Below are 25,849 nucleotides of genomic sequence, written 5' to 3' on the forward strand. Positions count from 1 at the left end.
TACTATCAACTCGTTTTCATAATGGAAAAGAGTAAAAGGATTAATAAAATCAATACAATGTCAAAATCAAAATCAGGAAATCGCTCACCTTGGGCATGGATTCCATCCTTATATTTTGCTGAAGGTATTCCTTATGTAGTAGTGATGACGGTTGCAGTTATCATGTATAAACGATTGGGTATTTCAAATACAGATATTGCACTTTATACTTCCTGGTTATACTTGCCGTGGGTAATTAAGCCATTTTGGAGTCCAATTGTTGATATTTTAAAAAGTAAGCGTTGGTGGATTGTAAGCATGCAACTTTTGATTGGTGCTGGTTTAGCTGGTGTTGCTTTTACTGTTCCAACAACTTTGTTCTTTCAATCAACATTAGCATTTTTCTGGTTATTGGCTTTTAGTTCCGCAACTCATGATATTGCCGCTGATGGTTTTTACATGTATGGGATTGATGATAGTCAACAAGCTTACTTTATTGGGATTCGATCTACATTTTATCGTTTAGCGATGATTACGGGGCAAGGGCTATTGATTATTTTAGCAGGCTTTTTCGAAGTTGCTTGGGGATTAGAGCCAGTTGAAATAATGGTTAATTCTTCAATGAAAGATTCTAAAAAGGTTGAGTTGTTGGCGGAAAAAAGTACTGAGAAATCTAAGGATGATTTTTATTTTACTCTGGATAATACAAACCTTTTCGTAGAATCTGGTGTTATGATTGAGTCTGAGTTTGATTCCATTTCAAATCATGTTAAGAATTCTAATGTTGAGAATGGTTTTGTTTTACTTGAAAAAGAAAAAGAGGAAGAAAAAGAGGAAGATTCTTGGTGGGATAAATCTGTTGTAGATCCTTTGGAAGGTTTCATTAAAGACAATTTTGGATCTACTAAATATTCAAAAGATAAAGAAATCATAAAAGGAAATGTTGGAGTGGCTCATGTGAAACTTTCACTTGAACCTAAAGAAGGTAAGGAAATAATTTTAAGCTTATCTAGAAAAAAAGGTAATGAAAGTATTAACCTGATCAGTTCGGATCGATTAGTGTTTACAAAGGAGAATTGGGATAAGGAAGCTATTCTTCTTTTTCAAGTAGATCCTAAGATGAAGAAATCATCAAGTTCAATATTCATAGGAAGATCTGGAAATATTCCAATGGCATGGTCGATGATTTTTGTGATATTAGCAGGTCTGTTTCTATTGTTTTCATTTTATCACAAATTTGCTTTACCAAAGCCTCAAGGAGATGAAGAGAAAGAAGTAAAAGGTTTTGCCAATGTATTTTCCGATTTTACTGAAACATTCACTACATTTTTCTTTAAGAAAGACATCTTGTTGATCATCGGGGTACTACTAACTTATCGCCTTGGAGAGTCGCAATTGGTAAAAATGGCTTCACCTTTCTTGTTAGACGGTAGAGAAATTGGAGGATTGGGATTATCTACCAGTGAAGTGGGAATTGTTTATGGAACCATTGGAATTCTTTTTCTTACGATTGGAGGTATTTTGGGAGGATATGCAGCTTCACGAAAAGGTTTAAAGTACTGGCTGTGGCCTATGGTGATTGCTATTAACCTGCCAAATTTGGTTTATGTGTATCTTTCTTATGCATTGCCTGAATCATTTGTTTTGGTTTGTGCATCGGTGGCAGTTGAGCAGTTTGGATATGGTTTCGGATTTACAGCTTATATGTTGTATCAGATTTATGTATCCGAAGGAAAGCACAAAACAGCGCATTTTGCATTTTGTACGGGTTTAATGGCATTGGGGATGATGATTCCTGGAATGGTATCTGGTTGGATTCAGGAAATGATTGGATATCAACACTTCTTTGTGTGGGTAATCATTTGTACCATTCCAAGTTTTATTATGGTGAAATTAATCAAGGTTGATCCTAAGTTTGGTATCAAGCAAAAATAATTTCACAGAATATAGATCATTAATAATTGCCAAATATTACAAAATTAGATATGAAAAAGCGAATTGCATTTCTCGGAGATAGCCTAACTCATGCAGGAAGGTGGGAAGAGTATTTTCTAAATGCCGATATATCTAATAATGGAATTCCAGGAGAAATTTCGATAGAAATTCTTTCACGTTTGGATGGTGTATTGCAAAAGCAACCTGATATTATTTTTGTGATGATGGGCATTAATGATTTGGGAAGTGGTATTAATGTGGAAGAGATTCTGGGTCATTATAATCAACTTATTGATCGGGTTAAAAGAAATTCAAAAGCAAAATTGATTGTGCAGAGTTTGCTTCCTGTGAATTTTGAACTATTTCCTATCACTATTTTTAATGCTGAGGATATCATCAATTTGAATGATTTGCTAAAATCTCAATGTAAAAAGGAAGATATCACTTTCGTGGATCTGTATTCATCTTTCGCGACAGGTTCCAATGAACTAATGAAAGAGTATACCTACGACGGGCTGCATTTAAATGATTCGGGATATTCTGTTTGGAAAAATAAATTGTTCTCTGAAAACCTATTATAACATTATGGAAAAACCGAAAAGACTAATGGCTTTGGATGCCTTTCGTGGGTTAACCATTGCTACAATGATTACTGTAAATACTCCGGGGAGTTGGAGTCATGTGTATGCTCCATTGTTGCATTCAAAATGGCATGGTTGCACACCAACGGATTTAGTATTTCCATTCTTTTTATTCGCTGTTGGAGTCGCCATGTTTTTTGCTTTTGGGAAGTTCAATCATCAATTGAATGCCGAAGCTGGAAAGAAAATAATAAAACGGACTCTTATTATATTTGGCATTGGTTTGTTGCTGAATGCATTTCCGTTTTATCACATCAAGTTTGAAAATTTGAGAATAATGGGCGTTTTGCAGCGAATTGCTTTGGCTTACGGCATAGGTAGTTTTCTTTGTCTGACTTTAAACAAAACAAGGTTATTGTATCTATCTGGGGCAATTTTATTTTCTTATTGGGGCTTGGTGTATTTCTTTGGCGGAGAAAATCCATATAGTTTAGAAGGTAATCCTACTATGGCTTTTGATACAATGATTTTAGGAGCAAGTCATATGTATAAAGGTTTTGGAATTACATTCGATCCGGAAGGTTTGTTTAGTACACTTCCTGCAATAGTCACGGTTATTTTGGGATATCTAACGGGAGCTTTAATTTCCAAATCGGAAAAGAAAAGAATTGTTCCAAAACTATTAGTATTTGGAGCTTTTGGAGTGATATTAGGATTGGTTTGGAGTTTAGGATTCCCGATTAATAAACCCATTTGGTCGAGTTCTTATGTGATTTACACTGCAGGCTTGGCTCAATTGCTTATGGCGGTAATGATATATCTTATCGATATACTGGATTATAAAAAATGGGCACATCCATTTCTTGTTTTTGGAATGAATCCCCTTTTTATTTTTGTGCTTTCTGCTGTTTGGGTTAAGATTATTGTTTATGTAGTTCACTTTGCTGATGATGCAGGAAAAGTTATGAACGGCTATTCTTGGTTGTATCAGAATGGATTTGCTTCCTGGGCTGGACCTTTAAATGGATCTTTGCTCTTTGCATTAAGCCATATTTTGGTGTACTGGTTGATTGTATTGTATTTATATCGGAAACGAATTTTTATTAAAATATAATAAAAAAGCTTCGGAATTCCGAAGCTTTTTTATTTTGCATTATTGATATAACCAATATTGTTTTGATTTCTTTTTAAATTCTTCAGCAGGAATATCCCAAAGTTCTATGATATCTTCTACTCTGTACCTTTTAGAAAATAGACTTCTTATCTTTTTGCTACCACAAACTTTATCAAACATGCTTAATCGTGACTGATCACACATTTTGAAAATATTTTTTTGTGGATATAATTTATGTAACTCTTGTAATACATAGAATTGAATTAAAGATAATGGAGCTTTTTTGATATCAGTAAAGTGAACCTGGACTCCATGAATCATTCTACCTTTGCTAACTGAGTAATAGGGCTTGTAATGAATTGGGCGAAACAGAGTGCCTGGTAAATTTAAATCATTCAGATTTTTTGATAGATCATCAGCATTTATCCATTCGGCAGCGAATAATTCAAATGGTTGAGTATAGCCAACTCCTATTGATATTGTATATAATTCACCTAAAATTCCTGAAATAGGATAATATATAGCACTTAATGAGTTTGGAATGTGAGGCGATGTTGGAACCCATGGTAATTTGGTATCAGCAAAAAGCATGTCTCTTTTCCAGCCTTCCATTTTTATAACAGTTAATTGGCATTTTTTTTCATTTTTCAACAATCCTTCATTGTTAATATAGTTTGCCAATTCTCCACAGGTAAGTCCGTAAATGTATGGGATAGGAAATTGACTAACAAATGAAATATAGTTAGGCTCAACCAAAGCGCCTTCAACTTTTAATCCACCAATCGGATTTGGACGATCCAAAACTATTAATTCCAAATTGTTTTCAGCGCAGGCTTCCATAGCTAAACCCATCGTACTGATGTACGTGTATGAGCGAACACCAATATCTTGAATGTCATAAACCAAAGCATCTAAACCTTTAAGCATTTTGGCATTTGGTTTTTTATTTTTTCCGTATAATGAGTAAACGGTGAGTCCGGTTTTTTTGTCGATGTAAGTTCCGACTTTATCTCCAGCTGCATGGTCACCACGAATTCCATGTTCAGGACTGTATAGTGCTTTGATTTTTAACTCTGGAGCAGCATGTAGAAGATCTATAGTAGATTGAAGATGTTGATTTACCCCCGTTGGATTGGTAATAATACCAATAGATTTTCCATTTAGGCTCTCAAAATTAGTTTTTTGTAGTACATCTATCCCTGTTAGTACTTTTTGAGCCTTTAACTCTTTAAGCGAAAATACTTGGGTAAATACAAATATTATAAGAAAGAATAGTTGTGTCTTTTTGATGTGAATGCGCTTGTTGATCAGTTTCATAACTATTTTTAGATTTTCACAAATTAGAACTTTGTTTTTTATAAAATTCTATTGCAAAACTAATAAAATTTCTATTTTTGTAACATGTATGACAAGTTAATGAATTCTACAAAATCACAAAATTATTTTCCTAAATTTTATTTTTGCTTTTTTCATTCTAATTGTGTGTTTTAATCACTCTTGCAAAAGTAAAAACAATTTAGCTTTTATAATTGAAACAGGTGAATTCAATATTGCTAATCAGATCATTAATGGTAAGAATTAATGATAGATTAAAAGAATACATACATAAAATAAGGACTAATTAATATTTAGTAAGGAGAATAAGAATAATAAGGAGTGAATTTGTGCTGCAATAATTGGCATTTGTTACTTGATAGAAAATTACAAATAGATATGAAAAAAATTGTAATACTTGGGTTAATGATTTTGGTAAGTTTGTGTGTTTCTGCAAAAAAGAAATCGCCCAAAAGAGAAATGCGAGCAGTATGGATTGCTACGGTAGATAATATCGATTGGCCATCGAAATCGGGATTAAGTGTTGCTGAGCAAAAGGCAGAATTAATCGCTCATCTGGATCAGCATAAAAAAAATGGCATGAATGCTGTAATTTTTCAGATTAGACCGGCAACAGATGCTTTGTATGAATCCAGGTATGAGCCTTGGTCGCAATGGCTGACTGGTAAACAAGGGCAAGCACCGAATCCATATTACGATCCATTGCAATTTGCAATTGAGGAGTGTCACAAACGTGTAATGGAATTGCATGCTTGGATGAATCCTTACCGAGCTGTATATTCATATAAAGGGGCGAAAACTGATCCAAAGCACATTACCAATATTCAACCTGAACTTTTTCTAACCTACGGAAAACACAAATATTTTAATCCTGGCTTGCCTGAAACTAGAAACTATGTTTCGAAAATTGTTGGTGATGTTGTTCGCAGATACGATGTGGATGCGATTCATTTCGACGATTATTTTTATCCTTATAAAATAAAAGGAGAAGCATTCCCGGATTCATTAAGTTTTGCTAATCATGGTGGTAATTTTTATCCAAACCGAATTGATGATTGGAGAAGAGAGAATGTAAATCTGGTGATTAAGCAAATAAATGATACCATAAAATCCATTAAACCATGGATGCCTTTTGGCATATCTCCTTTTGGAGTCTGGAGAAATAAGAGTCTGGATAGAAAAGGTTCACGTACTAAGGCTGGGCAAACCAATTACGATGATTTGTATGCTGACGTTTTACTTTGGCTAAAGAAAGATTGGATTGATTATGTAACTCCGCAAATTTATTGGCACATTGGTAAGAAGGTAGCCGATTACAAAACAATTGCAAAATGGTGGAATAAAAATTCCTTTGGTAAACCATGTTACATTGGACAAGGTGCTTACAGATTGAATCCGAAATCAGGAGTGAAAGCATGGCACAATTCCGATGAAATTATTACTCAATTGAGGCTGAATAGAAAATTGAAACGAGTTGACGGTAGTATGTTTTTCTCATCAAAATCATTTACAAATAACCTTTTAGGAATAAATGAGAAGCTGCAATCTCAAATCTATCAGAAATTAACTTTAATTCCTGAATGTAAAACAATAGATCCAATTCAATTGTCTGCTCCAATGAAAATTGGTCTAAGTAAAGGGTATCTGCATTGGGATCAAGTAAAAGGTGCAAAATGTTATGTCGTTTATGTATTTGATAAAAATGATAAAATACAACTTGATAAAGCAGATACTATTCTTTCAATTACTTCTCAGTCTCAATTGAAATTGGAAAATGGATCCGAAAATTGTAAGTACGTGGTAACATCTATAAGTAGGACAAATACCGAAAGTATTGCCAGCGAATCTTTCGAGATTGAAAAATAGTCGTAAAAATATTATCACCTAAATAGAAACATAGAGTTACTTGGAGAAAGACTGATAAGTGACGAACTTCTTATTACTCAATAAAAGGAGTTTTTGTTAACTCTTTTTTAAATACTTAAAATCTAATATCACACGAATGAATACATGGATTGTTTTTGGAGTAGTTTTTGGCTATTTCGCACTACTTATGCTTGTATCGTGGTTGACATCACGAAATAGCAGTAATGAAACTTTTTTTACAGGAAATCGACGATCGCCATGGTATTTGGTGGCTTTTGGGATGATTGGAGCATCTTTATCTGGAGTTACTTTTATATCTGTTCCAGGTGAAGTAGGAAATACTGGTTGGAGTTATTTTCAATTTGTTTTGGGGAACTTAGTTGGTTATTGGGTGGTTGCCAAAGCATTAATTCCACTTTATTATAAACTGAAATTGGTTTCGATTTATGCTTATTTAAATCAAAGGTTTGGCTTTAGAACTTATAAAACAGGATCTTTTTTCTTTTTGGTATCTCAAACTATTGGTGCTTCATTCCGTTTATTTCTAGTTGCAGGAGTTTTACAATTGGCTTTTTTTAATGCTTTTAATATCCCTTTTTGGGCTACAGTATTAATTACCATTATCTTGATTTGGTGTTATACCTTTCGTGGAGGAATTAAAACCATTGTTTGGACAGATACATTTCAAACATTATTTATGCTGGGATCTGTTATTATCACCATCATTGTGATTGCAAATAGATTAGATTATAGCGCTATCGATATGATATATAATATTGGGGAGCATGAATATTCAAAAATATTTAGCTGGGATTGGCAATCGCCACGTAATTTCTTTAAGCAATTTTTAGCCGGAATAGCTGTTGTTATTGTTATGAATGGTTTGGATCAGAATATGATGCAAAAAAACCTTACCTGTAAGAATACAAAAGAAGCTCAAAAGAATGTGTATTACTTCAGTTTCTCCTTTGTTCTGGCTAATATCCTGTTTTTATCCTTAGGTGTGTTGTTATACGTTTTCGCACAACAACAAGGAATTTCCTTGCCCACAAAAAGTGATGATATGTATGCTTTCTTAGCTTTAAATCATTTTGGTTTATTGGCTGGAATTGTATTCCTTTTGGGGATAACTGCTGCCGCATACTCAAGTGCTGATTCGGCATTAACAGCCTTGACAACTTCATTTTGTGTTGATTTTTTAGGAGGGGATGTCACGCGAAGAAAGAGACTTTTAATTCACTTGATGTTTTCTGCTATCATGTTTTTTGTAATCGTATTGTTTGATATTTTAAATAATGATAGCGTTGTAACAGCAGTCTTTAAGGTTGCCGGGTACACTTATGGACCATTATTAGGATTGTTTGCATTTGGAATGGGAAGTAAAAGATTGGTTCGTGACAAATGGGTTCCAGTTGTATGTGTTTTATCTCCTGTCTTAACTTATTTACTCAATTCTTATTCGGTTGAATTGTTGTGGGGGTATCGATTTGGTTTCGAGCTTCTTATTGCAAATGGATTAATAACTTTTGCAGGATTGTGGATTGTTTCATACTCATCAAACGAAAAGAAATAGAAGAGCGTTAAATTTGCTATTAAATAATAAAGGTGGGATCTAAGAATTAGATCCCACCTTTATTTTATATTGATTGTAAAATTACTTTTTTCGAAATCTTAGTTTGCAGTTGAATTCTTTTCCTTAAATACTCGTATTGCATCGTAAATTCCCTGATGAATAGCTGTTCTTATATTCTTCTTGTAAATCTCTCTGCTTTTTCTGCTTGGGTGAACTCTGTTTGATAGAAAAATGTAAATCAATTGTTCTTTTGGATCTGCCCAAACAAATGTTCCTGTAAAACCAGAGTGACCAAAACTTTCTTTACTTGCTCCATAAGCTGGGTAGCATTCTTGAAGAGATAAGGTATCATTTCCAAATAATGGCTTATCAAAGCCTAAGCCTCTTCTGTTATTATTTTCAGGAAATTGGGTTTTTGTAAACTTTCTCATTGTTTTTTCTGATATATATCTTCTTCCTCCATATTCTCCCATTTGTACATACATTTGAATTAGCTTTGCCAAGTCGTTTGCGGTTGAAAACAAACCAGCATTACCGGATATTCCGCCCATCATTGCACAACCTTCATCATCTACATAACCATGAAGTAAGGTGTTTCTGAAATCATTGTCGTACTCCGTGGGTATAATTCTATCTGTAGAGAAGTTTTTGTAAGCATTAAAATCTAAAGTATAAGCTCCTAAAGGCTTATATAATTCATTCTTTATAAAATCATCGTAGGTATTATTTGTTATATTTTCGATCATTTTTGGGAATAAATAAAAAGACAAACCGGAATACTTGTAGTGTTTCTCTGGGAGTAATTCAGATTTTTTAATAGCCTTATAAATTTTCTTTCTATAATTCTTATTAAGAAACATGTGTGGAGCTACTTCTACAGGATATTTTCGAGATTGTCTATAACTATAAGTTCGCTTTTTAAATTGATTGGAACTATCTACTGTATTTTTCCAAAAGGCTATCCATGGTTTCAGTTGTGCTTGGTGTGCCAATACATCTCTAAAAATAATATCTTCTTTATCGGTTCTTTTAAAATCTTTCCAGTACAATGAAAATTTTTCATCCATATTAATTTTACCATTGTCAGCAAGTTGCATAATAGCTGGTAAGGGGCCTGTGATTTTTGTTACAGAAGCTAAATCATATATATCATTAGGCAATACAGGTAATAGTTTATTATAAGAGTGATAACCAAAGCATTCATGATAAATTATCTTTCGGTCTTTAGCTACAAGTACTTGACAACCGGGGAATGCGTTAAATTTAAGCCCAACATTCGCAACCGAATCAATTGTTTTATGTAAGGTTTCAGAATCAATGCCTGCTACTTCTGGTGATGTATATTGAAATCTAATTTCTCCTTTTGTTATTTTTCCTGATTTTGCGGGATATTTGCCAAGTTCATGATCAAGAACTCCTTTTGATGAGATTCCACCAAAGATAATTTGAGCTGCTGTTTTCTGTACTTGTTCGGTAGAAGTTTTCGCAAATAGTAAAGATGATGGATTATTGTTCTCCTTTACTAAGATTTCTGAATTAGGAGTGTTAAACAAAACCGCGATTGTTTCACTTGCTGTGGTAGTATTCGATATAAAATTATCAACTAGATCAATTTTGTTATCTGATATGTTTCGAAGGCTAAAAATAACGATATCATTAGATTTTAAATTTATGTCAATCCAATCAGTTTTTTTATTTAATGAATCAACGTGAAACTGATAACATTCAATCTTTGTATACTTTTTTAGCATTTGCTGAAAAGGTGAAATTACTTGTGTTGTATCTGTATTAATAGATATCGAAACGATTTTATTCTTCTCTAGATTATATATGGGAATTAAGTCATTTCTATTTTCTAATACACAAATCGAATCAGCCATTTTCTTTGAATTCTGTATTATTAAATCGGCTGTTTTTGTGTGAAGAGATAATTCTATCGGATGAGAATTACAGTTTTTGTGAGATTGTTCTTGTGCTTTTAAGACTAACGAACTAAAGCATATTAATACTACAAGTAAATATAGACGTATCATAAAATAGTAAATTATTAAAATATGAGGTAAATATAGATATATTCGCCATATTTGTAATACATCATATCAAAAAAATCATATTCTAGTTTATTCTTGAAATAAGAGTACATTATTAATGTAATAAATTTCAATATATCGGTCAATGTAGTTGTATTTAGGTGAATAGGTGTAGGTTGTTGAATGGAATAATCTTACAACTAAATATTTTTAATTGTATAGTAATTGGAATTTTATTGTTAATGTATGACATGTATGATATGTTGTTAGAGTAATACTTAAGATTAAGTGTAAATAAACATGAACTAAAATTACTAAGAATTTGGACATATGAGTAAGTATATAGGCGTAATGTCGGGTACTAGTTTAGATGGTGTTGATGCTGTACTGGTTTCAATTAAGAACGATAATGTTGAGGTTATTAAAAGTGTATCTCATGATTTTCCATCTGATTTGGTTAATGACCTTAAGAGATTACTGGAAGAGGGAATTATTTCGCTACAGAAACTTGGAGAAATTAATTACCGCTTGGGTTTGGTTTATGCTAATTGTGTTAATGATTTAATTTTAAAGGCTGGAATAAATTCTGATGAGGTGACAGCAATAGGTTGTCACGGACAAACTGTATTTCATGATCCAAGAAGTAAGTATCCTTTCTCGATGCAGCTTGGAGATGGTAATGTGTTAGCTGCAAAGACTGGAGTTGACGCAATTATGGATTTTAGAGGAATGGATATTGCTTTTGGTGGAGAAGGAGCTCCTTTGACTCCTGCTTTTCATCAAGAATTTTTCAAAGAACAAAATGAGAATAGAGTGATTTTAAATCTTGGTGGAATTGCTAATGTTACAGTTCTTAACGAAGATAAAATATTAGGATTCGATACAGGTCCAGCGAATTGTTTGATAGATTTATGGATACAGAATGAATTGGGAAAACAGTTTGATAAAAACGGAGATTGGGCTCGATCTGGTAATATTCATAGTGAATTGTTGACTCATTTTATGAATGAAGATTATTTTAAACTTAAAGCTCCAAAGAGTACAGGCAAGGAATTATTCAACCTAGAGTGGATTAAAGAAAAACTAGTCGATTTTCCAAATATTTCCAATAAAGATGTTCAAGCTACAATCACAGAGTTAACTGCCAGATCAATTGCAGAAGCTATTCATCTTTATGCTTCTAATATAGATGCAATGTATATATGTGGTGGAGGTGCTTTTAATTTATATCTACGAGAAAGATTAAGTCATTATATGCCGAAAATAAAAATATCTACTACTTCGGACCTAGGTATTCCCGAGCAATTGGTTGAAGCTGTTGCATTTGCATGGTTGGCTCATCAAAGAGTTAATGAGTTATCTGGTAATTTACCAAGTGTGACCGGATCAGGTAATACCGCCATTCTTGGTTGTGTTTATAAATATATAGGGTAGAGGTCAGTCATATTAGGTAATTGCCTTTTTCGATTAAGTAGATCTTAATATGGAGATTTTTGTACTACAAATTTTTACAATCTTATAGTATTTCTATAAATTGTATGTTCCTTCTGTTGAACTTGACTTTAGTTTTACTATTTGTGTACTGCCTATGTGTAGTTGCCTGTAAGTCGTAATTTGCCATATTTGGGTGTAAATCTGAACAATGCGACATGTTGTAAAACATGCAATTATGTCTTGGCTTTAAGTGTATGTGTTATATTTTTGGAATCATGTAAGATGTAATACCAATTATTTTAATGCAATGAAACAAATTTCATTTATAGTACTTTTTTTAATGTGTGTAGCTTGTTCTAATAATTTGGAATTATTACAGCGAGTGGAGCAAATATCAAATGGGCTTAAAAATAAGTTGGCTCCAGATAGCAGGGAAGCCATATATCAAATAAAGTTCTATTTCGAGAAAAATAATAAGTTAGTGATTAGGGGTGAAACTTCTCTGCCAGATGCGAAAAGCGCCTTATTGACGGCTGTTAAAGAATTAGGAGTTCAATGTATAGATAGTGTAAGCTTACTACCTGATGAGAAATTGGGAGAAAGAAATTGGGCTCTGATAAATTTAAGTGTTGTTAATCTTAGAGCAAATCCAAGGCATTCGGCAGAGCTTGTTTCTCAAGCCATAATGGGTACTCCCGTAAAAATCCTTAAGAAAGAAAATTCTTGGTATTTAGTTCAAACTCCCGATAAGTACATTGCTTGGGTGGATGCAGCCGCATTAAATCTCAGAAATGAACAGGAGTTGCAAAATTGGAGAGAATCTGAAAGAATAATTTTTAAACCATCTTTTGAGGTTGCCTCTAGTGGTAATGGTAAAGAAGTGGTTACTGATATTGTAGCAGGATCTATTCTAGAGATTGATACAATTATTGGAGGAAATTATTTGTTGAAACTACCTGATGGACGCTCTATTGGATTGGATAAAGAGAAATGTGAGAAGTTTAATGAATGGAAAGTTAAAAACATTACCGATGTATCCATTTTGACTTTAACAGCTAAGCAATTTATGGGAAGACCTTATTTATGGGGTGGTACTTCTTCGAAGGGAGTGGATTGTAGTGGTTTTGTAAAGTCAGTTTATTTTATGAATGGTATCATTCTCGCACGTGATGCATCCTTACAGTTCCTTCATGGTCAATCGATTTTACCAAGCCAAGGATTTATGGATTTAAGAGAAGGTGATTTGGTGTTTTTCGGTAGAAAGGCTGCAGAAGATGCAAATCAAAAGGTTACTCATGTTGGAATGTATATGAAGGATGGTGAATTTATTCATTCTGCTGGTCGTGTTAAGATTAATAGTTTCGATCCGAAAGCTTATAATTTCAGTAATTATAGAACTGTAAGTTGGTTGGGAGGACGAAGAATTTTAAATAGAATTGGCGAGAATGGAATTGTACGTGTAGCAAATCATCCTTGGTATTAAAAGAAATAACTACAAATGAAAATTGATAGAAGGAAATTTTTAGGGAATACAGGTTTATTGCTAGGTGCTAGTTGTGTACTTCCATTGAATGGTGGTTGTGGTAATATAAGTGCCAATGAATCTAGCTATAAAGGTAAAGGATTAAAGTTAAGTTTTGAGCCGTATGATTTGCAGTTGAAACATGTTTTCACTATCGCATCTTTTTCAAGAACAACTACACCAGTTATGCTTGTGAAAATTGAGTGGGGTGGTGTTATAGGTTATGGTGAGGCTTCTATGCCTCCATATTTGGGCGAATCTCACAAAACTGCTACTAAATTTTTAAAAAGTCTTAAGCTAAATCAATTTCATGATCCATTTCGATTGAATGAAATTCTATCATATGTTGATGGTGTTGCAAGTGGTAATTGCGCGGCTAAGGCATCGGTTGATATTGCTCTTCATGATTTGATTGGAAAATTAATGGAGAAGCCATGGTTTAAAATATGGGGCTACAATAAAGAGGATACACCTGTTACAACTTTTACAATTGGCATTGATAAACCAGATGTTGTTGTTGAAAAAGTTAAGGAAGCTGTACCCTATAAAATGCTTAAGGTTAAAATTGGTAGAGGTAATGATGAGGAAATGATTAAAACAATTAGAACCGTTACCAAAATTCCTTTATGTGTTGATGTGAATCAAGGGTGGAAAGATAAACAGGAAGCCTTAGATAAAATTCATTGGTTGAAGGAACAAGGTGTTGTATTTGTTGAACAACCAATGGATAAATATGATTTAGATACCATGGCTTGGTTGACACAGCATAGTCCTCTTCCAACTATTGCAGATGAAGGTATTCAGCGTTTAGCCGATATACCAAAATTGAGTGGAGCTTATTCAGGTATCAATATTAAGCTAATGAAATGTACAGGTATGCGTGAGGCGCATAAAATGATGAATTTGGCTCGATCATTAGATATGAAAGTAATGATAGGTTGTATGACCGAGACTTCGGTTGGAGTTAGTGCAGCAGCTCAACTTTCTCCTATGGTTGATTGGGCAGATCTGGATGGAAATTTATTAATATCGAATGACCCATTTAAAGGTGTAACAGTTAAGGAAGGTAAAGTAATATTACCGGATCAATCTGGAATAGGAGTAATTAAATTATAATTTGGAATCTAAATTTAACACTATATAATTTGCTAATCTAAATTTAATACTATGAAAAAAATTGCGTGCTTAGCGTTAATTATACTTCTTAGCTGGCAGATATCCTGGGCACAGGAATTGCTAGTGAAGGGTACAGTTACAGGTAGCGATAATGTAACTTTACCAGGGGTATCAATTGTAGAAAAAGGAACTTCTACTGGAACCATTACCGATATTGATGGTAAATACGAATTGAAAGCAGAAGTTGGTGCTACCTTGGTATTTACTTTTGTTGGAATGGAACCTCAAGAGATTGTACTTACAGGACAACAAGTTATTGACGTAGTGCTGATACCTCAGTCGATTGGAGTTGATGAAGTTGTAGTTACAGCTTTGGGAATTAAAAAGAGTAAAAAATCTTTGGGGTATGCAGTTCAGAATATAAAATCTGATGAATTACTTGCTGGTAACCAGAGCAATATGGTTAACACTTTGCAAGGTAAAATTGCAGGTGTAAGCATTAGTAGTGCTGGTGGATCCCCAGGAGCTTCGTCGATTATCATGATTAGAGGTGGTTCTTCATTGAGTGGAAATAACCAACCTCTATTTATTGTTGATGGATTACCTATCGATAACTCGACTAATTCGAGTTCTGAAGTTGCTAGTGCTAACCGTGCTTCCGATATTAATCCAGAGGATATAGAATCTATATCTGTGTTGAAAGGTGCTACAGCCGCTGCTCTTTATGGTATACAAGCCGCTGAAGGTGCTATTATTATTACAACTAAAAAAGGTAAAACAGGTGAAGGTAAAATTTCATTCTCTTCTACTTTATCTGTTGATGAGGTTATAGGTACTCCTGATATACAGAATACCTTCGGACAGGGAAGTTACGAATATAACAGCGATGGAGATATTCTTGGTTATGACCCATCACCGGGAATACACTTACAATCGTGGGGTGATGTAATTCCTGAAGGAACTCCTACTTATGATAATATAAGTAATTTATTCGATAAGGCAGTTACGCAAAAATACAATGTGAACTACTCAGGTGGTAATGAACAAACCAATATCTTTGCTTCTGCATCTTATTTAGATCAAAATGGTGTTATCGAAAACACTGGTTACGAAAAACTGAATCTTACTTTTAACGCACAGTCTAAATTTAGAAAAAACTTGACTATTGGTGTTAATGCTAAGTATATTAATACTCAAACTAAAAGTAATAAGCAAGGTACTTCTTCGGGTGGTTCTTTTATAAGTATGCTTAAATATCCTGTTACCTATGATGCACGTGATTATGCAAACGAAGATGGTACACAAAAGATATTTATGGATTCAAAAGAAGATCAAGATTTTGATAATCCATACTGGAGTCTTGATAATTCACCTAATACCGATGAGGTAGACAGATTAATTGGACAAGTTAATTTGAATTATAAACCTCTCGATTTTCTTACTATTTCTTATCGTTTAGGAACCGACTATTATTCACAATTTAATAAGAAGATTACTGATTTTGGATCTCTTATTAAAGGTAGATCTGATGGTTACCTTAGACAATACGAGAAAACTAGTCGTTTAGTGACTTCTACACTTCTTGTTATGATGAATAAAACTTTTGACGAAGATTATTCTCTTGACGTAACTTTAGGACATACAGTTGACGAAAAGAAGACAAGAACAACTTATACAGGAGGTAATAAGTTTCAAGCTCCTGATATATATAGTGTGTCAAATATTGCTGCTGATGACCAAACGCTTTCAGAATCTAAATATAGAAGAAGAAGTATGGGTGTTTTTGGTGAAGCTAAATTTGGTTGGAAAAACATTGCATTTTTAAATGTAACCGGAAGAAACGACTGGTCTTCTACTTTACCGATTGGAGATCATTCATTTTTCTATCCATCTGTAGGTACCTCTGTTGTTGTTTCTGATCTTCTTAATGAATTAGGTACTGATATTACTTCAGATAAGTTCCTTTCATATCTTAAATTAAGAGCTACTTGGGCGCAAGTTGGTAAAGATGCAAGCGCTCATATGTCAGAATCTTATTTAACACTACGTTCATGGCACTATGTTCCTGTTTCTGATGGTTATACTTGGAATTCAGACCAAGCTGGTAATCCAAATTTGAAACCTGAATTTACCACTTCATTTGAAATTGGTATGGATGCTCGTTTTTTAAAGAATAGAGTTAAGCTAGATTTTAGTTACTACCATAGTTTATCTGAAGACCAACTTTTAAATGTGAGACTACCGCCGGCTGCAGGAGCTTATATCGCTCAGCTTAATGGTGGATCTGTTAAAAACGAAGGATACGAAGCTTTAGTTAATGTTTCTTTACTTCCAAGATCGAGTGACTTCCAGTGGGATATGTCTTTCAATTTTGCAAAAATGGAAAGTACTGTTTATGATCTTCCTGGTGAATTAGTTGAGGTAAATAACGATCAGTCGTGGACATGGAATAGCACAGCTTTAGGTGCTGCTGTTTTGGATGGTAACCTTTTCGGATTAAAGGGTAAAAGACCAAAAACAAACGAAAATGGTGATAGGATAGTGAATAGCGATGGAAATTATTCTCTTGGCGAGGATATCTTTCCGGATGTTGATCGTATGCCAGATTGGACTATGGGGATTATCAACTCAATGTCGTACAAAAATTTTAGATTGTCATTCCTTGTTGATATGAGTATTGGTGGCGATGTTTATAATGCTACAGAAGCAGCTTTAACCTATTATGGTTTAAGTACGACCTCAGAGAACCGATCTATGACCGAAACAATGGTTTTGGATGGTGTTATGGCAAATGGTGTAGATGCTGATGGAAATACGATTTATGTAAAAAATACTACTCCTATTTTGAAGGATCAGAAATACTATCAAGATCAGTATTCGCAAAATGCTGAGAACTTTATTGAGGATGCTACATACGTTAAACTTAGATATGTAACACTTTCTTATAATCTTCCTAAGACTATTCTTGATAAGATTGGTTTCGATGGAATGGAAGTTTTTGCAACTGGTAGAAATCTATTGATGATTTCTGATTACTCAGGTGTTGATCCTGAAATTGCTTCTTTTGGTGCCTCTGTTAGTGGTTCTGGAGCTATAGGTCTTGATAATCTAAGTACTCCTAATACTAAGGGTTTTGATTTAGGTGTTAAAATTAATTTCTAAAATTGTAATAAATGAAAAACTTAAATATAATTAGCGGATTTCTGGTTTTACTTTTGTTAGGAGGACTGTTTTCCTGTTCCGATGATTTTTTCGATGTTAATGAATCAGAAACAAAACCATCGAATATGTCTTTGCCACCTCAACAACGATTGATGGCTACGATAGATAATACTACCGGTTTTGGACAAAGTAGATTGTCCAGAGAAGGTACTGTGCTCTCGTATCATATTACTGAAAGAACAACATATTATTCAAGATGGAGATGGGGAACGGTTTCTTATGCCGCTGAGCAGTATCTATATACTAATGCTCTTCCAAATACTGCCGATTTAATTGTCTTAGGTGAAAAGTATAATTCACCTCATTATTCAGCTGTTGGAAAAATATTGAGAGCCTATCTTTTTTCTATGGTTAGCGATCAGCTTGGTGATATAATTATGGAAGATTCTTATAATGCTAAAGATCAGCTTATTCTTACGCCAAAGTTAACTTCGCAAAAGGATGCTTACGCTGGGATGCATAAGCTTATCGATGAAGCTCTTTTAGATTTTGATAAACCAAATGAAATTGATCTTAATGTAATTGGTACGGATGTAATGTTTCAAGGAGATATTACAAAGTGGAAGAAATTTGCATGGGCTCTTAAGGCTCGTCTTCTTAACCATATGACTGCTAAAACTTCGGGTGATTTTAAATATGATCCAGCTGCTGTTATTGCTGCTTGTGGGAAAGCTATGAGCTCAAATGCAGATAATGCAAAAAGAGAATTTACAGGAGAAGAGACTCAAAATAATATCTACCCATGGTCTGATACTGAAGGTGGTGAAGTAGAGGGTGCTTTTGATTCTCGTGCAGATAACTGGTCAAAGTTTTTTGTTGACAATCTTAAAGATCCATTGTTATTAAATAATGAATCTGTTCCAGATCCACGTTTACCTCTTATCGTGCAACCTGCTTTAGATGCAGAGCTTTATGGTTTAACTGGTTTAGATATGTATCAAGGTGTTCCTATGGGAACATATCGTGAAAATGGCTTTAACGGTGTTAAAGAGACTGTAAATTTTGTTGCTGGAGATATCAATCCGTTTACAGGAGAACCTTTCGAAGAGGACATTACAATTGTTATGGATTCAACAGAATATTTCTCCAGAGGTCATCAATATGGTAAGCCTAATGGTTTGTTTTATACTAGTCCAAATTCTGATTGGTATTTGATTACTTACGCAGAATGTAAATTTATTGAGGCTGAAGCAAATTTCAGAAATGGAGATAAAGCAGCTGCTTTTGCTGCTTACAAAGAAGGTATCAATGCGGATATGACTAATATGGGAGTTGATGCTGCTGAAATTGCAAATTATATGACTCAAGTTGATAATATTGGTTCGGCAAATATCACTCTTGAGCGTATTATGACTCAAAAACATATAGCAACAGTAATGAATCCTGAAACTTGGGTTGATTTGCGTAGAGTTGAGTACGATAATACTTTTACTAGACTTAAAAGACCTCAAAACCTTAATGCTAGTATATTCCCAACTTCTGGTGATGAAGTTGATGGTAAAGAAGTGTGGATTCGAGCTCTTAAATATGACAATAGAAATATTGAGAGAAATTCAGCGAATTTACCTGATAATGATGATGCATCTCGTTTCCCAACACGAGTTTGGTGGAACACTCCTGATGCTGATGACGTAGTGGATTTAACGAAGTAATTTTATAGCTGTCCTGTTTAATGGGCGGCTATATTTTTAGTAAAGAATAGCGGAGGATGGTGTGATAACTTATTAACTATAAGGTTGAATTTACACTAGCCGCAAGTTAGTTTAGTTAGTATGCATTATAAAGTGTAGAGTACCTGCTTTGCACTTTATAATGTATTTTTTAATGCAAATACGATCTTTAATAAGCATAGTGGTGAAAAAGAATAGAGACAACACCTTAAATATTTATAGGGAATTACACTTTTCAAAATTGTTTTTTCTGGTTTTGTTTACCTTTTTCGTTGTGAATACTTTTGCTTCTGTTTCTTATACAACAGCAGATGAGAAAGAGGGACATGGTGTCGTCTATAGTAAAATTTCCATTAAGAATGGACCTGTTGTCATTCATCAGTTACGCATAGATTTATCCAGTCAGGATATAGAGTTTTCTGGCGGTTTGGCTAATTCATACTTAGGATTAGGTTTAGCAAAAACTTCACAAATAGTAGAAGATGAAAAACAGAAGGGAAATAAAATTATAGCAGCGGTAAATGCTGACTTTTTTGGTGGTTTTAATCCGGTTTTCCAGAACTGCATGATTATCGATGGAAAGTTTGTGAAGGGTGTTAAAATGTCTAGAACTCTTTTTGCTGTAAATCAACAGGGTGAGATTCGTTTAAACAACTATCAATTTAATGGTCTAAGTATTTTTAATAATGATACCATAGTTTTGAATGGACTTAATGTGCCAATTGAAAATAACAAGTGTTGCTTTTATAATAGGTACTATCGAAAAATGCCTGTTCAAAACGATTCTGTCACATATTGGAGAATTAAGCCATTAGGAAAATCGATAATCGATTCTATTTGTGAATATCAAATAAAAGAGCAATTGATGAATCCTGATTCATTAAATTTTGTAACAGGTTGTGAGTACTTAGGGGTTCATAATTCACTGAATAGTAGATTTAAAATTGGTGATAGAATTGGAATACAATTAAGTGTTTTTCCGAATGAAGTTCACCCACAATTTATGATTGGTGGTTTACCAAGATTAATTCAAAATGGAAGAAGAATTACACGTTTTAAAAATAGAGAAGGACTGACACGTAAAGGTTTTTGGAAGGATCGGCATCCAAGAACTACAATTGGAATTGATCACAAAAACAACTACATGTATTTTGTTGTTGTTGATGGTAGACAGCCAGGTTATAGCATTGGAATGAGTTTAAAACAACTGGGGAAATACCTTCAAAAAATTGGCTGTGATGAAGCTCTGAATTTCGATGGAGGAGGATCTTCGACGATGATTTTGGATCAAAAAATAATGAATCAACCCTCCGATAAGGAAGGAGAACGAAGTGTTTCCAATATATTCTATATAAAGAAGCGTTAATTTGTAGAAAATAAAAAAATCCTGGATATTAATTCAGGTACATTGTAGTAGTAGTGTAGCAGGAGTTCTTTTGAGCTCCTGCTTTTTTTTAGCTTGAAAATTATCAAAGTCTATTTTTTTCGTAACTTCATCTGATATCCCATTTTGTTCAGATTCGTGCATTGGTTTGTATAAATAACGAACAAATGCACTCATAATTAATGAAGCTGAAGTGTGGCTTAGTTTTTGATTTGTAGTGTGATGATGGTTTTGGTATTTAGTTTGAATTTTAGAACTCAGATTGTATGAATATAATTCGACGATTTAAAAGATATTTGTTTGTAATTCTTCTTAGTGGAATGATACTTCCCTTGTATGCTCAAAAGAAGAAGTTGAGCTCCGGAGCTTTTTCAAAGTATGATAAAGTTTTTAGAGGAAATGTGAATGATATCAATTTACCAGATTATACCGAAGGACCTCATATTTTTTGGATTGATGCGAAAACCGTACGTGCGCAGTATATAGATCATAAGCATGATGGCAACACCATTAGTATTCGTGAAAAGAGAATAAAGGTTAAGCGAGATTCTATAATGATTAAAGGACAAAAGGGTGATCCGAACCAGTATTTATTACGAAAAGGTAAATATCCGGTTCAAGCAGCCCAGTATAGTGGTGTAAAAAAAATATTGGCTATAGGAGATGTTCATGGAGAATATGATACTATGGTTAAGCTTTTGAAAAGTACAGGTGTAGTTGATAGTGATTTGAATTGGTCATGGGATAATGGTCATATTGTGTTTATAGGTGACATTTTTGATAGAGGAAATGGAGTTACCGAAAGTCTTTATCTAATAAAGAAATTGCAAAGACAGGCAAACGCGAGTGGAGGAAGGCTTCATTTGTTGTTGGGAAATCATGAAATTATGGTTTTAATGAAAGATTCCAGATATGTGGCACCCAAATACAAGCACATGTGTAAAAAGTTAATGCTAAATTATTCAAGATTTTTTAAAGAGGATACGGAACTTGGCAAATGGTTGCGTTCACTTAATTCTGTTGTGAAAATTAATGATTTGCTTTTTGTTCATGGTGGTTTATCTCCAGATTTAGTAGAAAGAGAGTTGAGTTTGGAACAAATAAATGATGATATCCGAATGAGTTTAAGTTCAAGTCATGGGAAATCTCAGGAGGAGTTGATGAAAACCATTTATTTTCCAGGAAATCCACTTTGGTATCGTGGATATTTGATGAAAACAAGAAGTTACTCTCTAATAAATAACGAAGAATTGAATAAGGTAATGCAATATTATAATATCAGACAAATATTCTTCGGGCACACCGAAGTAGAATCTATTCGTTTTTTATACGACAATAGAGTTGCGGCAATAAATGTTCCCATGGGATATGATGATATAACTCCTCAGGTGCTTATGATTGATGATGGTAAGTACTTTCGCTGCTATATAGATGGGACAAAAGAGTTAGTTAAGTAATAGTTTAAAGAATTATGATATTATTAAAAAGTGAAAATAGAGGTAGGTGGCGAAAGATAGTTTTAGCTATAGTTCTAATTTTTTCAGTTGGAATTGTTTCAGCAATATCAAAAAAGGAGAGAGATAGCATACTTAACTTACCAATGTTTAAAAAGGATGATTTATTAAAATATGAATTGAAAGGTGATTTAATAAGTCTATTAAATGATGTTGGCGAGGATAGATTCTACCACAAATGCAAACTTACCTCTTTAAATGAGAGTAATACAGATCATCCAGCATTAAGTGTAAAGGTAAAAACCAGAGGGAATTTTCGTCGTCGTAAACAAAATTGCAATTTTCCACCTCTGCGGTTTAAATTTTCACCTAAGGAATCGATCGGAACTGTTTTCGAGGGGCAATCAAAATTGAAATATGTAAGTCATTGTCAATCTTTAAAAGATAATTACGAACAGCATACAATAGAAGAGTATCTTATTTATAAGATGTACAATTTAGTTAGCGATCACAGTTACCGGGCACGCTTGATGCAAATGAGTTTTGTTGATGTAAATACAAATGATACCTTGGTTAAGTATGGCTTTTTTATTGAAGATAAGGATGATGTAGCCACACGATGTGGAAAATCAATATTGAATTTTAAAAATATTAAGCAATATGATATTCTAAGAAAAAACATGGTTATGCTTTCTTTGTTTCAATTGATGATTGGAAATTCAGACTGGGATGTAAGTAGACTGCATAATATTGACATATTGGCTGTAAGTGAAAATAGCATCCCGATGGTTGTTCCATTCGATTTTGATTGGTCAGGAATTATCAATCATGATTACTATACATTATCTCCTAAAATTTCCCCAGATGCAAAATATAAAAGAATGTATAAAGGAATGAATTGGGGTGATGAGGATTTAGAGGCTGCATTTGAAGATTTTAGAGAACTGAAAATGTTATTTTTGAAAATCATTACCGATTGTGAATATCTTAAAGATGAAAATAAAAATAGGCTAGTAGCATATATTGAAGAGTTTTATCAATTAATAGGTTCGAAAAAGGATGTTCGGAACGAAATTGTGAAAAAATCACAAAAATTACCATCAAATAAATAATTTCTTAAAAAAAGACATAGATATTAGCGCAAACGATAAAAATAAGGGGGTCCACTCTTATTTTTATCGTTTTTTTTTATTTGATACCCCTAGTTTATTAATAGAGTGCTTTGGTCAATTCATTTATTTTTTTCAACTTTGCATTGTTATCACAAGGGGGTGTTGAGTTAAAATGTACAATTAATTTTGCTGATTACCCCTTTTTTGATAATGTCAAAAGAACTATTAACTAAAATTTTTCCCATTATGGCCACCATTAGATTTCAAGCGTTAAGTGAACTCCTGAGTAGAAAACCGATTTCTGTTACTTTACCATCAAATAAAGTCACCGATTACTATGGAGATTTGGTTTTTAATGTAGATTCAATGAGAAAGTATCTTTCTCGTGATGCTTTTAAAGCTGTGATGGCTGCTAATGAAAAGGGAGGTTCTATCGATCGAAAAATGTCTGATGGAATTGCCTTGGGTATGAAATCATGGGCAATTGAAAAGGGTGCAACCCACTACACTCACTGGTTTCAGCCGCTAACCGATGGAACAGCTGAGAAGCATGATGGTTTTATTGATTATGGCGATGGTGGAAATATGATTGAAAATTTTTCGGGGAAATTATTAGCTCAGCAAGAGCCAGATGCTTCTTCTTTTCCATCAGGAGGAATTCGCCAAACCTTTGAAGCTCGTGGTTATACAGCCTGGGATGTATCTTCTCCTGCTTTTATTGTTGGAACAACTCTTTGTATTCCTACAATTTTTATTTCATATACTGGTGAAGCTCTTGATTATAAAACTCCACTTCTAAAAGCACTTGCAGCAGTTGACGAAGCGGCTGTTGATGTTTGTCAGTATTTCGATAAAAATGTAACAAAAGTACATGCTAACCTTGGTTGGGAGCAAGAATATTTTCTGATTGATGAAGCTCTTTTTCAGGCTAGACCAGACCTTGCTTTAACGGGTCGTACTTTAATGGGACACTCTTCTTCAAAAGATCAGCAGTTGGATGATCACTACTTTGGTTCAATTCCAGAGCGTGTTACTAATTTTATGATGGAACTAGAATTAGAATGTCATAAATTGGGTATTCCGGTTAAAACTCGTCACAATGAGGTTGCGCCATCACAGTTTGAGTTGGCTCCTATTTTTGAAGAGGCTAACCTTGCCAATGACCACAACCAGTTGGTTATGGATGTAATGAAAAAGGTTGCTCGTCACCATCAATTCCGTGTTTTATTTCACGAAAAACCATTTGCAGCCATTAATGGATCGGGTAAACACAATAACTGGTCGTTGAGTACCGATACAGGTGTAGTGCTTATGGCGCCAGGGAAAAATCCTAAGGGGAACATGCAGTTTCTTACTTTTGTAGTAAATACTTTAATGACTGTATATAAAAATCAGGATCTTCTTCGTGCTTCAATTCTTACAGCTTCAAATAGTCACCGTTTGGGAGCGAATGAGGCTCCTCCATCAATTATTTCTGTATTCCTTGGTGATGAGGTTTCAAGAATGTTGAAGAAGATTGTTGAAGAAGTTGGTGAGAAAAAGATGACTCCTGACGAAAAGACTGCATTGAAGTTAGGTATTGGTCGAATCCCAGAAATTATTTTGGATAATACAGATCGTAACCGTACTTCTCCATTTGCATTTACTGGTAATCGTTTCGAATTCCGTGCTGTTGGATCATCGGTAAATAATGCTGCTGCTATGACAGCTTTAAATGCTGCTATGGCAATTCAATTGAGAGATTTTAAGGCTGCTGTTGACAGATTGATTGATGAAGGAATTAAAAAAGATGAAGCAATCTTCCAGATTCTTAAGAAAATGATTATCGAATCAAAACCAATTCGTTTTAATGGTGATGGTTATTCAGGTGCTTGGGTTATTGAAGCTAAAAAACGTGGTTTAACTAATATTACTAGTGTACCAGAATCATTAGAAAAGTATTTGGAAGCTCCTGCTAAAAGATCATTGATTGAAAGTGGAGTGATGACAGAAAAAGAACTTGAGGCACGTGTAGAAGTTGAAATGGAGAAATTTACCATGAAAATTCAGATTGAAGCTCGTGTTCTTGGTGATATTGCCATTAACCATATTGTTCCAACTGCTGTGGCTTATCAAACTAAGCTTATTCAAAATGTTCAGGGACTAAGAGATATCTTTAGTAATAGCGAATTTGAGGAACTAGCTTCGGCTCGTAAGGATTTGATAAAAGAGATTTCGGGACATATTTCTTCTATTAAAGCTAAGGTTAAAGAAATGGTAGAGGCTCGTAAGGATTGTAATGTAATTGAAGATGGTCATAAAATGGCTTACGCATACGATCAAAAAGTTCGACCTTACCTTGAAGATATTCGTTATCATATCGATAAATTAGAATTGATTGTTGATAATGAAATGTGGCCATTGCCAAAATATAGAGAGTTATTGTTTAATAATTAATTTAGACTACAATATTATTCAAAAAAGGATGTTCATAAAATGGACATCCTTTTTTGTTTACTTGAAATATTAGATTATTCTATCGA

The 25,849-nt window shown here is 33.8% G+C and carries 16 protein-coding genes; 14 read left to right on the plus strand and 2 right to left on the minus strand.

The genetic code is table 11. From position 1 onward, the window contains the following. Nucleotides 1-57: 57 nt before the first annotated feature. From GCQ56_RS17490 to GCQ56_RS17500, 3 genes are read left to right on the plus strand one after another with little or no spacing between them, the layout of a single operon-like run. Nucleotides 58-1,914, plus strand: coding sequence for an MFS transporter (locus tag GCQ56_RS17490; protein WP_152735826.1), 1,857 nt, complete (start codon nucleotides 58-60; stop codon nucleotides 1,912-1,914). Between the two features lie 50 nt (nucleotides 1,915-1,964). Next, entirely contained in the window at nucleotides 1,965-2,495 is a 531-nt protein-coding gene (locus GCQ56_RS17495; protein ID WP_152735827.1) for a GDSL-type esterase/lipase family protein, read from the plus strand. Nucleotides 2,496-2,499: 4 nt separating this feature from the next. Beyond that, on the plus strand, nucleotides 2,500-3,609 hold the full coding sequence (locus GCQ56_RS17500) for an acyltransferase family protein (protein WP_152735828.1): 1,110 nt from the start codon (nucleotides 2,500-2,502) through the stop codon (nucleotides 3,607-3,609). Nucleotides 3,610-3,648: 39 nt separating this feature from the next. Here GCQ56_RS17500 and GCQ56_RS17505 read toward each other — a convergent pair whose 3' ends face one another. Further along, a complete protein-coding gene (locus tag GCQ56_RS17505; protein WP_152735829.1) occupies nucleotides 3,649-4,926 on the minus strand; it encodes an exo-beta-N-acetylmuramidase NamZ domain-containing protein in 1,278 nt (425 codons plus the stop codon). A gap of 396 nt (nucleotides 4,927-5,322) precedes the next feature. Here GCQ56_RS17505 and GCQ56_RS17510 point away from each other — a divergent pair, with 396 nt between their 5' ends. Further along, a complete protein-coding gene (locus GCQ56_RS17510; RefSeq protein ID WP_152735830.1) occupies nucleotides 5,323-6,810 on the plus strand; it encodes a glycoside hydrolase family 10 protein in 1,488 nt (495 codons plus the stop codon). Nucleotides 6,811-6,946: 136 nt separating this feature from the next. Next, on the plus strand, nucleotides 6,947-8,383 hold the full coding sequence (locus GCQ56_RS17515; protein WP_152735831.1) for a sodium:solute symporter: 1,437 nt from the start codon (nucleotides 6,947-6,949) through the stop codon (nucleotides 8,381-8,383). Between the two features lie 98 nt (nucleotides 8,384-8,481). Here GCQ56_RS17515 and GCQ56_RS17520 read toward each other — a convergent pair whose 3' ends face one another. Then, the gene (locus GCQ56_RS17520; RefSeq protein WP_227006106.1) at nucleotides 8,482-10,263 is read right to left on the minus strand and encodes a serine hydrolase; all 1,782 of its coding nucleotides are present in this window, start codon (nucleotides 10,261-10,263) and stop codon (nucleotides 8,482-8,484) included. Nucleotides 10,264-10,743: 480 nt separating this feature from the next. Between GCQ56_RS17520 and GCQ56_RS17525 the strand changes: the two genes are divergently transcribed. The 9 genes from GCQ56_RS17525 (at nucleotide 10,744) to GCQ56_RS17565 (ending at nucleotide 25,763) form a co-directional block, all read left to right on the plus strand. Then, on the plus strand, nucleotides 10,744-11,847 hold the full coding sequence (locus GCQ56_RS17525; RefSeq protein WP_152735833.1) for an anhydro-N-acetylmuramic acid kinase: 1,104 nt from the start codon (nucleotides 10,744-10,746) through the stop codon (nucleotides 11,845-11,847). 307 nt (nucleotides 11,848-12,154) lie between these two features. Continuing rightward, nucleotides 12,155-13,330, plus strand: a complete 1,176-nt coding sequence (locus GCQ56_RS17530) for a C40 family peptidase (protein WP_152735834.1) — start codon at nucleotides 12,155-12,157, stop codon at nucleotides 13,328-13,330. A 15-nt stretch (nucleotides 13,331-13,345) separates the two neighbouring features. Then, the gene (locus GCQ56_RS17535; RefSeq protein ID WP_152735835.1) at nucleotides 13,346-14,485 is read left to right on the plus strand and encodes a dipeptide epimerase; all 1,140 of its coding nucleotides are present in this window, start codon (nucleotides 13,346-13,348) and stop codon (nucleotides 14,483-14,485) included. 51 nt (nucleotides 14,486-14,536) lie between these two features. Then, nucleotides 14,537-17,647, plus strand: coding sequence for a SusC/RagA family TonB-linked outer membrane protein (locus GCQ56_RS17540; protein WP_152735836.1), 3,111 nt, complete (start codon nucleotides 14,537-14,539; stop codon nucleotides 17,645-17,647). A gap of 11 nt (nucleotides 17,648-17,658) precedes the next feature. Further along, the gene (locus tag GCQ56_RS17545) at nucleotides 17,659-19,359 is read left to right on the plus strand and encodes a SusD/RagB family nutrient-binding outer membrane lipoprotein (RefSeq protein ID WP_152735837.1); all 1,701 of its coding nucleotides are present in this window, start codon (nucleotides 17,659-17,661) and stop codon (nucleotides 19,357-19,359) included. A gap of 202 nt (nucleotides 19,360-19,561) precedes the next feature. Then, nucleotides 19,562-20,743, plus strand: coding sequence for a phosphodiester glycosidase family protein (locus tag GCQ56_RS20805; RefSeq protein WP_299994321.1), 1,182 nt, complete (start codon nucleotides 19,562-19,564; stop codon nucleotides 20,741-20,743). A 284-nt stretch (nucleotides 20,744-21,027) separates the two neighbouring features. Continuing rightward, nucleotides 21,028-22,218, plus strand: a complete 1,191-nt coding sequence (locus tag GCQ56_RS17555; protein ID WP_152735839.1) for a metallophosphoesterase — start codon at nucleotides 21,028-21,030, stop codon at nucleotides 22,216-22,218. A 14-nt stretch (nucleotides 22,219-22,232) separates the two neighbouring features. After that, on the plus strand, nucleotides 22,233-23,327 hold the full coding sequence (locus tag GCQ56_RS17560; RefSeq protein WP_152735840.1) for a hypothetical protein: 1,095 nt from the start codon (nucleotides 22,233-22,235) through the stop codon (nucleotides 23,325-23,327). A 246-nt stretch (nucleotides 23,328-23,573) separates the two neighbouring features. Next, a complete protein-coding gene (locus GCQ56_RS17565) occupies nucleotides 23,574-25,763 on the plus strand; it encodes a glutamine synthetase III (protein ID WP_152735841.1) in 2,190 nt (729 codons plus the stop codon). The last annotated feature ends 86 nt before the right edge of the window (nucleotides 25,764-25,849 follow it).

This window comes from Marinifilum sp. N1E240, from assembly GCF_009295825.1.
In the GTDB taxonomy this organism is placed as follows: Bacteria; Bacteroidota; Bacteroidia; order Bacteroidales; family Marinifilaceae; genus Marinifilum_A; species Marinifilum_A sediminis.